At 47.4% G+C, this 10484-nt stretch carries 9 protein-coding genes; 8 read left to right on the plus strand and 1 reads right to left on the minus strand.

Annotated features, from left to right (window positions below):
• Positions 1 to 33: 33 nt before the first annotated feature.
• The 7 genes from gatC to AC0YN3_RS31825 all read left to right on the plus strand — a co-directional run bounded on the left by gatC (position 34) and on the right by AC0YN3_RS31825 (position 8479).
• Positions 34 to 321: an Asp-tRNA(Asn)/Glu-tRNA(Gln) amidotransferase subunit GatC gene (gene gatC / locus AC0YN3_RS31795; RefSeq protein WP_281379088.1), complete on the plus strand. Its 288-nt coding sequence runs from the start codon at positions 34 to 36 to the stop codon at positions 319 to 321.
• 35 nt (positions 322 to 356) lie between these two features.
• Entirely contained in the window at positions 357 to 1814 is a 1458-nt protein-coding gene (gene gatA, locus AC0YN3_RS31800) for an Asp-tRNA(Asn)/Glu-tRNA(Gln) amidotransferase subunit GatA (protein ID WP_475778852.1), read from the plus strand.
• A 36-nt stretch (positions 1815 to 1850) separates the two neighbouring features.
• Positions 1851 to 3290, plus strand: coding sequence for an Asp-tRNA(Asn)/Glu-tRNA(Gln) amidotransferase subunit GatB (gene gatB, locus AC0YN3_RS31805; RefSeq protein WP_475778853.1), 1440 nt, complete (start codon positions 1851 to 1853; stop codon positions 3288 to 3290).
• A gap of 145 nt (positions 3291 to 3435) precedes the next feature.
• Positions 3436 to 4146, plus strand: a complete 711-nt coding sequence (locus AC0YN3_RS31810; protein WP_475778854.1) for an MgtC/SapB family protein — start codon at positions 3436 to 3438, stop codon at positions 4144 to 4146.
• Complete coding sequence (locus AC0YN3_RS31815; RefSeq protein WP_475778855.1) at positions 4128 to 6035, plus strand: DUF4097 family beta strand repeat-containing protein; 1908 nt, start codon at positions 4128 to 4130, stop codon at positions 6033 to 6035. Before AC0YN3_RS31810 ends, AC0YN3_RS31815 begins: the two co-directional genes overlap by 19 nt.
• 72 nt (positions 6036 to 6107) lie before the next feature.
• On the plus strand, positions 6108 to 6542 hold the full coding sequence (gene perR, locus AC0YN3_RS31820) for a peroxide-responsive transcriptional repressor PerR (protein ID WP_441946237.1): 435 nt from the start codon (positions 6108 to 6110) through the stop codon (positions 6540 to 6542).
• 203 nt (positions 6543 to 6745) lie between these two features.
• Positions 6746 to 8479, plus strand: a complete 1734-nt coding sequence (locus AC0YN3_RS31825) for a glycosyl hydrolase family 18 protein (RefSeq protein ID WP_475778856.1) — start codon at positions 6746 to 6748, stop codon at positions 8477 to 8479.
• Between the two features lie 89 nt (positions 8480 to 8568).
• Here AC0YN3_RS31825 and AC0YN3_RS31830 read toward each other — a convergent pair whose 3' ends face one another.
• The gene (locus AC0YN3_RS31830; protein WP_475778857.1) at positions 8569 to 8928 is read right to left on the minus strand and encodes a YgzB family protein; all 360 of its coding nucleotides are present in this window, start codon (positions 8926 to 8928) and stop codon (positions 8569 to 8571) included.
• A gap of 153 nt (positions 8929 to 9081) precedes the next feature.
• On the opposite strand from AC0YN3_RS31830, the gene AC0YN3_RS31835 reads away from it, so the two are divergent.
• On the plus strand, positions 9082 to 9969 hold the full coding sequence (locus AC0YN3_RS31835) for a nucleotidyltransferase-like protein (RefSeq protein ID WP_475778858.1): 888 nt from the start codon (positions 9082 to 9084) through the stop codon (positions 9967 to 9969).
• Positions 9970 to 10484: the final 515 nt, after the last annotated feature.

Here is a 10484-nt window from a genome sequence, read left to right on the forward strand (position 1 = left end):
ATGATTACAGGAATAGGAAAGGAAGAATACCTGATGAGCATTACGCCCAAGGATGTAGAGCATGTCGCGAGACTGGCGCGGCTTGAGCTTTCCGACTCGGAGAAGGATCAGTTTACAGAGCAGCTCAACGCGATATTGAAATATGCCGAGAAGCTAAACGGTTTAGATACCGAAAATGTCGAGCCAACCAGCCATGTGCTTCCGATTACGAATGTGATGCGTGCGGATGAGAATCGGCCATCGCTGCCAATCGAGAAAGTGCTGCTCAATGCGCCTGATGAAGAGGATGGACAATTTAAAGTACCAGCGGTACTTGAATAATACGAATGGGTTTTATTTGAAGGGAGGAACTACTGTTGGCACTGTTTGATTTGCGCCTGCAGGATGTACATAACAAGCTGAACAATAAGGAACTTTCCGTTTCTGAGCTGGTTAGCGCATCATATGCGAGAATTGCGGAAACTGAGCCTGCTATCAAGGCTTTTATTACTTTGAACGAAGAGCAAGCACGCTTGCAGGCTTCCGAGCTGGACAAGCAACTGCAAGAAGGCGGCGAACGCGGGTTGCTGTTTGGATTGCCAGCGGGAGTGAAGGACAATATCGTTACGGAAGGGCTGCTGACTACTTGCGCAAGCCAGTTCTTAAGCAACTATGACCCGATTTACGATGCAACCGTCGTTCGCAAGCTGAAAGCAGCTCAATCTGTAACGATTGGCAAGTTGAATATGGACGAGTTCGCTATGGGCGGATCGAATGAGAATTCGAGCTTTTACCCGACTCACAATCCATGGAATACGGAATACGTACCCGGCGGATCCAGCGGCGGATCGGCAGCATCGGTGGCCGCTGGCCAAGTATACTTCTCGCTCGGATCTGATACTGGCGGTTCGATTCGGCAGCCCGCTGCTTATTGCGGTATCGTAGGACTTAAGCCAACTTACGGGCTAGTGTCGCGATTCGGACTCGTTGCTTTTGCCTCTTCCCTTGACCAAATCGGTCCATTAACCAAAAATGTCGAGGACTCTGCGTATGTACTGCAAGCTATTGCGGGATATGATGCAGGCGACTCCACATCTGCTAACGTGGAAATTCCTGATTACACATCAGCTCTTACCGGCGATGTTAAAGGCTTGCGTATTGGCGTGCCGAAGGAGTACCTCGGAGCGGGTATCGATCCGCGCGTGAAGGAAGCGGTGCTCCAAGCACTGTCCGTATACGAGTCGTTAGGCGCTACGTGGGAAGAGGTTTCTTTGCCCCATACGGAATATGCGATTGCGACGTATTATTTGCTTGCTTCCTCGGAGGCATCTTCAAATCTGGCTCGCTTTGACGGTGTACGTTATGGCGTACGCGCCGAGAATCCAGAAAACCTGATTGATTTATACAAGAAATCTCGCAGCGAAGGCTTTGGCGCTGAAGTGAAGCGCCGGATTATGCTCGGTACGTATGCGCTTAGCTCGGGCTATTACGACGCCTATTATTTGAAGGCTCAGAAGGTACGTACGTTAATCAAACAGGATTTCGACCAAGTGTTCAGCCAATATGACCTGATTATCGGACCAACGGCTCCGACACCGGCTTTCCGTATCGGAGAACAGGTTGGCGATCCGTTAACGATGTATTTAAACGATATTTGTACGATACCAGTAAGCCTTGCAGGCGTTCCCGCTATTAGTGTACCGTGCGGAATGGCTGACGGCTTGCCGATCGGCTTGCAGATTATCGGGAAAGCGTTCGACGAATCGACGGTGCTGCGCGCCGCTCATGCGTTCGAGCAGCATACGGAGCATCATAAACAACGTCCGCAGCTATAAGCGGCCATATATACGTTTACGAAGGGATCGATACGAATGTCTGAACCGAACAAATACGAAACGGTTGTCGGGCTGGAAGTCCATGTGGAGCTGCATACGAATAGTAAAATCTTTTGCGGCTGCTCCACGGCTTTCGGCGCGCCTCCGAACACCCATACCTGTCCAGTATGTCTTGGACATCCCGGCGTGCTGCCGGTATTGAACCGCCAAGCGGTCGAATACGCGATGAAAGCAGCGATGGCGCTTAATTGCCAAATTGCGGACATCAGTAAATTCGACCGTAAAAACTACTTTTACCCGGATTCTCCGAAGGCTTACCAGATCTCTCAATTCGATCAGCCGATCGGCGAGCATGGTTGGATCGATATTGAAGTGAATGGTGAAACGAAGCGGATTGGCATTACTAGGCTCCATCTCGAGGAAGACGCAGGCAAGCTGACTCACGTAGACGGCGGCTATGCCTCTCTTGTCGATTTCAACCGTGTCGGAACGCCGCTCATCGAGATCGTATCGGAGCCAGATATTCGAACGCCGGAAGAAGCCAAAGCTTATTTGGAGAAAATAAAGGCTATTATGCAGTATTGCGACGTATCGGACGTGAAGATGGAGGAAGGCAGCTTGCGCTGCGATGCCAACATCAGTCTCCGTCCTTACGGGCAGAAGGAATTCGGTACGCGTGCCGAGCTCAAAAACATGAACTCCTTCCGCGGCGTTCAACGCGGCCTTGAATATGAGCAGCTTCGCCAAGCGGAAATTCTAGATGGCGGCGGCGTAGTTATTCAAGAGACGCGTCGTTTTGACGATGCGCTGGGCAAATCGTTCTCGATGCGTGGCAAGGAAGAAGCACATGATTACCGCTACTTCCCGGATCCGGATCTTGTGCAGCTGCATATCAGCGAAGAATGGAAGCAAAGCGTACGGGCGACGATACCGGAATTACCCGACGGGCGTAAGGCCAGATACACGTCTGAGTACAGCCTGCCGTCATATGACGCAGAAGTGATTACATCGTCCAAGAAGCTCGCGGATTTCTTTGAGGAGAGCCTTTCCTATACGAAGGATGCCAAATCGGTTTCGAACTGGATCATGGGCGATTTGCTCGGTTATCTGAATGCGAACGGGCAGGAAATTTCCGATGTGAAAATTACGGGGCAAGGTCTCGGCGAAATGATCGGTTTGCTCGAGAAAGGCACGATCAACGGGAAGATTGCCAAAACGGTATTCAAAGCCATGCTTGAATCGGGCAAGCTGCCGCAGCAAATCGTTGAGGAGCAAGGTCTCGTTCAAATTAGCGATGAAGGCGCCGTTCTCGTTATCGTGGATCAGATTATCGAAGCAAATCCACAATCGGTTGAGGATTACAGAGCAGGCAAGGACAAAGCGATTGGTTTCCTGGTCGGTCAGATCATGAAAGCATCCAAGGGCAAAGCGAATCCCGCGCTTGCCAACAAGCTGTTAATCGAGCAGTTGAAATAAACTGATTTACACCGAAAGACGCGGTTCATCATGCGATGAGCCGCGTCTTTCTTTTTGGGCAGCTGGTATCGTACAAGAGCTGTGTGCTCCAACTCGCGCATACACTTATGTTACAATAGCGTGTATAGAAAGGTCGGGATCGCTTATGGAATTACTTGCCGCGCATAATCCTTGGAATATCAGTGAGCTTCATATTCTGCTCCGATTGCTACTCGCGCTGCTGCTCGGCGGCCTTGTAGGTTTTGAGCGCGAGCAATCGAATCATGCAGCGGGCCTGCGTACGAATATATTAGTCTGTTTAGGCTCCTGCTTGCTGATGCTGCTCTCTATGTACGGTTTCTCTGCGTTTGTCGATGAACCGAATGTACGGGTTGACCCTGCACGTCTAGCGGCAGCCGTTATTACAGGAATTGGATTTCTTGGCGCGGGAACGATCCTGTTTACCGGGAAGTCGATTACGGGCCTTACCACTGCAGCATCGCTTTGGGTCGTATCCGCCATTGGGCTGGCCGTGGGAGCAGGATTTTATTTTGCATCGGCAACGGCGACCGTAATGGTGCTTGTCACGCTGTGGGCGTTTAATAAGCTGGAGAAAAGGTATATTAGCGCCAAGAAGGAGCATTTGCTCAAAATCAAAGCCAAGGATCTGTCTCAAGCCATGATTGATATAAACGGATTGTTATTGGACCGCAAGATCGTCATGAGAAAAATGCTGCTGGAAGAATGCGAGGACGATGATGAGGGCGGCCAGGTAATGCTGCAGCTGTACATTACATTGCCGAAATCGGAAGCGCTTCTCGTCCTGCTCGATAGCATTAAGCATTTGGAGGGTGTGCGTTGGGTCAGCTCGGAATAAAACGAATTAAAAATAGGCTGCTTACGGTTTTGTTTGCTTTTGCAATGCCTGGTGCGGGACATATGTATACCGGACAGCATCCGAAGGGCTTACTGCTGATTGCAGCCTTTTGGCTGGATCTGACTGCGATTGTTCGGCTGGCAGATTCGGATGGAGGAAGGCATTTACTGCTTATTGTTTACCTCGGAATCATGCTGCCAGTTTTTTATTTCATCAGTGTATTTGATTCTTTGCAAAGTGCCGATGCAGCGGTTCACAAGCCTGCTTCGTTTAATGCGGTGCATGGCGGTTTATTATTGGCAGCGGGGATTGTCATGCTTGTTTTGGTGAAACCGCCCCACACTATTATGCCTTGGATGAATGAGCTTGCTGAACTTTGCGTGGGTCCAATTATTATGGCATCCTCAATTATACTGCTGCTACGTTCACGGAAAGGGTCGGTACTTATGTTTAAGCTTGGACGCTTTACGGCTGCGGTTCTCATACTGACGGTGGGAGTTCTGCTTTTATTGGACCAATTAAACGGGCGGAACGATATTTCACTACTGGGACAATGGTGGCCTGTCATATTTATAGTATTAGGAATTGAAATCATACTGTACAGCTGGAAATTCAAAGGAGTGGAGAAGAAGCTTCGGCTGGATGTAGCGGGTGTGATGATTGCGCTAGTCATTTCATTTACGGCTTATGCGGTAACGCAATACGCGGATATTCCTTTTCGCTGGCTCGATCAATTCAACGTGGATTTGAACGGAGCTGCCGACTATGGCGAAGAAAAAGGCTTCCGATATGACAAAGCGATCATTAAAGTACCGCTGGATGAGGCAGTTTCCCTAATCCGAATTGCCAATCCTAATGGACAGGTGACCGTTAAGTCAGGTGACGTACAGGAAATCGAGGTTGTTACTGCTGTATGGGTAGATGTCACTGAAAAATCGGAAGCGGATGCAATTGCCGAGCAATCGACGGTCAAAGTAAATCCTGGCAAAGAAGTGACACTTGAAGCGAAAGGCGAGTCTTATGGAGCGAATGGCAGTAGGAAACCAAGAATGAACATGCTCATAACCGTACCTATGTCATTGTCTGATCAGGTAAAGGTTGAAGAGGAGCCTACAGCGACGCCAGAGCCGTCAGCAACGGATGGATTTGCAATTTCACCTTCCCCTGCGGAAACGGATTCAACGGACGGAGCAGGGTTTTCAGCATCTCCATCGGTAACCAATTTAGAGGAAATAGAGCAAAGCCCGGAGGTTACAGAAGAGCCGAAGCCAGCTTTGAACATGAAAATAGAAGCAGATAACGGTTCGATTGAAATTATGAAGCTTCTGCTTCCCGGCGGTTTAGACATTCGGAGCAACAGCGGAATGGTAACGGTTAGCAACATTGTTGGAGCTGTCTCCGTCAAAGGTAATAATGGCGGAATTACGGCTAACGGCATAACCGGCGATTCCATTCTAGAAACCAAAAACGGCACGATTACGGCAGCGAACATAAAAGGAAAGCTTTATGCCAATACCCTCAATGGAAGCCTGGAGATTAAGCGAATTGAAGGGAATATCGAGGCCGAAACCAAAAACGGGAAAATTAAAATGGACGGCGCAGGCTCGTCGGTAAAAGCAGATACTTTAAACGGCAGCATTGAGCTGAGCAGCAGCACGGTAGGCGGTGACTGGGACTTGGACAGCTCCGTTGGCGAAGTAAAGCTCGCAATGCCGGCTAATGGACATTTCCGGATGTACGGATCGGTAACTTTCGGTAATATTACGACGGAGCTTCCGCTTGAGGTAAGTAAGAAAACGATTAGAGGCACTATAGGCGAGGGGACTTACCGCATTCAAATTAATGCCACAAACAGCATTGCCATTAGGCAATTTGGGCTATCCCAATGAGGCGCATTCATTGACAAACGCTTAAACAAGAACGTACAATAGCTGTAACTACTTAGGAAGGGCGTGAGGGGAATGGGAGCCAGCGTTAACTTAGCACTTGAGCAACTGAAGAGCAACGGCGTCCGAATGACCCCGCAGCGTCACGCCATATTAAGCTATTTGATGGACTCAATGACCCATCCTACAGCAGATGAAATTTATAAAGCGCTCTCGCCGATATATCCCAGCATGAGCGTAGCTACAATATATAACAATCTGCGTTTATTTGTAGAAGCTGGATTAGTGCGTGAGCTGACTTACGGTGACGATTCAAGCCGTTTCGACTCGGATTTATCGGATCATTACCATGCGATTTGCAAACATTGCGGTTCCATCGTGGACTTCGATTATCCGCCGCTGCTTGAGGTTGAGCGTGCTGCATCGCGAGTGACGGGGTTTGTCGTGGAAGGCCATCGGATGGAGATATACGGAATATGCTCGACATGCAATACCACATCAGCGAAATAATGGCGTTAAGCCACTAAATGAACGTGCCGTGAAGCGACTCAACGCTAATCTGCACGTTTTTTATTAAAATATAGGAAAGGGTATCAGTCTGCCAACTTTCTCTATATTTCTACGCGAAACGTTAGCTTAGCCGCCAGAGGATGGCTTCAGCCGTTTACGCTTGGGAAGCCTACGATCATGAATGCATTCAGGAGAGTGATGATTTGGAAACAATATATAACCGAGCGCCGCGACGTAAAAGTAATCGTGGAGCACGGAGCATCTTTCTGTTATTTATAGTCGGTGTACTAGCCGTATTTTGTTGGTACGGGTACATGCGTTATATTCCGAACAATGAACAAATAGATCCTGACTATCAAGCAGAGCATCCGCTTCTTATCCGGGGCGTTGAAGCAAGTCTGGGAGCTATTATCGAAAACAATGAAGTTAAGCTGCCTCTTTCGGTGCTTGAGCAGGAGCTTGGAGCGGACAAGCCAATCCGATATGAACCGGATTCGGGCTCCATTATTTTGACGACAGCCGATAAGGTGCTTCATTTGAAAACAGATTCCCTAACCGCCACAATCAATCAAAAGCCCTATAACCTAACGATTGCGGTAGAAAAGAAAAACGACAATGTCTATATTCCGGCAGAGCCATTAGTAGAGCTATATGGACTGAAGGTTGAATACATGAAAGACACAGGAATCGTTACTCTGTTGTCCGAAGGAGAATCGATTCAGCTCGGAGAGGCTATTCGTGAGAAGGGAGCAGCAATTCGCACCGAAGCTACCATTCGCGCTCCTTATATCCAAAAGGTGCTTCCAGGTGAATCATTAAGAATTTGGCAGGAGCAGGACGGCTGGCTGCAAGTTCAAAGCGCTATTGGCTGGACAGGCTTCGTGAACAAAAACGATGTAAAACTAACGGATATTGATCAGATCCCAGCCAAGGAGCAAGCAGCTCCTTTTATTGCATGGAAGGTGCTGGGCAACAAAATCAATATGACCTGGGAAGCAGTATACGAACGTAAGATTGACACGGCTAATATTTCTCCGATGCAAGGTTTAAACGTCGTAAGCCCAACTTGGTTTGCGTTAGCCGATGATAAAGGAACTATTAAAGGCAAAGCGGATTCCGCATATGTCAAATGGGCACATAATCAAGGGTTGCAAATATGGGCGCTTTTCAGTAATGATTTTGAACCGGATCGAACGACCAAAGCCTTGGCTACAGCGGAATCGCGGTTTTTCATGATTCAGCAGCTGATTGGATTTGCTCAAATGTATGGTCTGCAAGGCATCAATTTGGATTTCGAGAATGTGCATACGTCAGATAAAGCCAACTTTGTACAATTTGTGAGAGAGCTTACACCTCTGTTGCACGAGCAGGGCTTAGTGGTTTCGGTTGACGTTACGCCTAAATCGAATAGCGAAATGTGGTCATTGTTCTTGGATCGTGCAGCATTAGGCGGTATTGTTGATTATATGATGGTTATGGCTTATGACGAGCACTGGGCTTCTAGTCCGAAATCAGGCTCGGTTGCTTCGCTGCCTTGGACAGAGAGCTCGCTCGTTCGGATTATGCAAGAGGATGGCGTTCCTTCTAATAAGCTTATATTGAGCATGCCGCTGTATACTCGCATATGGACAGAGAAGAAAGGCGCGGACGGTAAAGTGGACGTCTCTTCAAAGGCTGTAGGTATGGAACGGGTCAAGGACATTATAAAAGAAAAGAAACTGAAGCCTGCGTTTGACGCAGCCGCAGGACAGAATTACGTACAATATACGGAGGACGGGAATCTTACGCGGATTTGGATAGAGGATGACGTTTCCATAAAAGCCCGCGTTGCGCTCGTGCGCAAATATGATTTGGCTGGCGTTGCAACCTGGCAGCGCGCCTTTCAAACTCCGCCAATATGGAAAACAATCGATGATGCTATTAAGCTAAAGCCATAATAGTCTACATTATACTGAATCAAAAGCGCCGCCTCCTTGTTAGATACAAGGAGGCGGCGCTTTATCGTTGCATGCATGTGATGTGAAAGCTAAACCTTCTGCTCGGTTGGGCTATGAGTAGCTTGAGCGGGATCAAGTGTCAGCATTGTTTTGCAATACATGCATCGGTCGGTTTTGCCTAGCATTTTGGTTGGACGGCCGCATTCCGGGCATTGCAGCATCGTTGCGCTCGTTGACATCATTCCAGCCCAGAAATAAACGGCGACACTTATGAGCAAGGAGATCATTCCAATTACCATAAAAATAGCGGCAATAATCTTTCCTGCTTGTCCCCAAAAGACGATGCCGGCAGTGCCGAGAATCATAACTCCCATGCCGACTAAGGTGAAGACAAGTCCCCAGAGACGGAATTCATTGATTTTGGCAGACTTAAAAAAGAACTTATTCATGCGTTCAAACCCTTCCTATAACGAATGACTTTTAAATTGAGTCTGTTTTCTGAGTTAGTAAGCAGGAATGTGCCTCTAACCTGTCGAAAAAGAATAAAACTGTAGAATATTATTATAGCTTAATAAAATGTGATTAGCTATATGGAGGAACCAGTGGAACATATAAAAGCGTACATCGCAAAGAGCTATCAAGATACACCTAGTGTTATCGGAGTGGCTGTAATTGAGAACCCGTATCCGTACAATCCTTTGATTGATGGTCTGGATTCATTAGTGCTTGTTGTCGTGCAGGAGGAGCATTCCCGTAATGAAACAGAGCATGTGCAAATTGTTGACAAGCGGGTAATGATTCGCACGATTGATTCGAATGGTCTGGCAGAATGGCTGTCGGGCGGAGAAAACCGCAATATTATTGAGTGGCTAGTTCGGGGGGAGATCTTGGTGGATCGCGACGGCTATTTAAGCAATGTTCGTGAACGAATACTTCAGTTTCCTGATTCAATGAGGGAGCAGAAGCAGTTCACGGAATTTGCCGGTTTCTTAAGAACGTATTTGCAAGCAAAGCAGGATTTGCTCGACAATAATTTACTCGATGCCTATAGCCATATCTTAACTGCTCTTAATCATTGGGCGCATATTGTTCTTATAGAAGAAGGACGTCATCCCGAGCTGACAGTCTGGAAGCAGCTGAGACGCGTCCATCCGGGTATATATAAGCTTTACGAAGAGCTGACTGTAAGCCCGGAAACGTTAGAGCAAAGAGTTCAATTGGTTATGCTTGGATGCGAGTTTTCCGTAATGACCAAAATGAAAACAAGCTGCGTGCTGTTATTCAATATCTTAAAAAGCCGCGAAGAGCCGTGGAGCATTGCCGAGCTTCAGTCTCATCCATCGATACATGTGCTGCATGTCGATTTGTCGCTTATTCTTCAGAAGCTTGTAATGCGAGAGTATATTCGCGAGGTAGCCGTTATTCACGAGCATGGCGATGTCGGTGCACTTGAGCTGCGTTATATGATGAACGATAGTAACTCTGTTTAAGGAAATGGAGTTATTCTAAGCGCTTGTTAAGCCTTATACGGGGCTTAGCAAGCCTTTTTTAAAATATAAGACCTTATATTTTTCACGCGATAATGTATTCTTCTATTTATACGAGAAAGGGATACCCTCCTGTTGCAGAGGACGGCCAAGCCGTTTCTTCATGTTGTTTATTTTTATTTTGAAAAGTATGCTTGACTTAGCGGTTCGACTGATGATATATTAGTACTCGCCGCTTTTGAAGAATGTTTTCTCGGACAAACGACAAACTGAAAAAAATGTCGAATGACGAAAAAAAATGCTTGCAATGAGATAGGCGGATGTGATATATTATAAAAGTCGCCGAAACGAAACACCTCGTCGACATGAAAGAAAAATTGCTCTTTGAAAACTGAACAACGAGTAATAACTGCCTCGCAAATCCTTCGGGAAAAGCGAAAAAGCGATAACAAGTAATGAGCATTTCAAACACCAATTTGGAGAGTTTGATCCTGGCTCAGGACGAACGCTGGCGGCGT

Source organism: Paenibacillus sp. J22R232 (assembly GCF_056269165.1).

What these genes read in the sequence shown, in the direction of transcription:
- gatB (WP_475778853.1), top strand. Translation starts at nt 1,851, where the DNA reads ATGTCTGAACCGAACAAATACGAAACGGTTGTCGGGCTGGAAGTCCAT.
- gatC (WP_281379088.1), top strand. Translation starts at nt 34, where the DNA reads ATGAGCATTACGCCCAAGGATGTAGAGCATGTCGCGAGACTGGCGCGG.
- AC0YN3_RS31810 (WP_475778854.1), top strand. Translation starts at nt 3,436, where the DNA reads ATGGAATTACTTGCCGCGCATAATCCTTGGAATATCAGTGAGCTTCAT.
- perR (WP_441946237.1), top strand. Translation starts at nt 6,108, where the DNA reads ATGGGAGCCAGCGTTAACTTAGCACTTGAGCAACTGAAGAGCAACGGC.
- AC0YN3_RS31830 (WP_475778857.1), bottom strand. Translation starts at nt 8,928, where the DNA reads ATGAATAAGTTCTTTTTTAAGTCTGCCAAAATCAATGAATTCCGTCTC.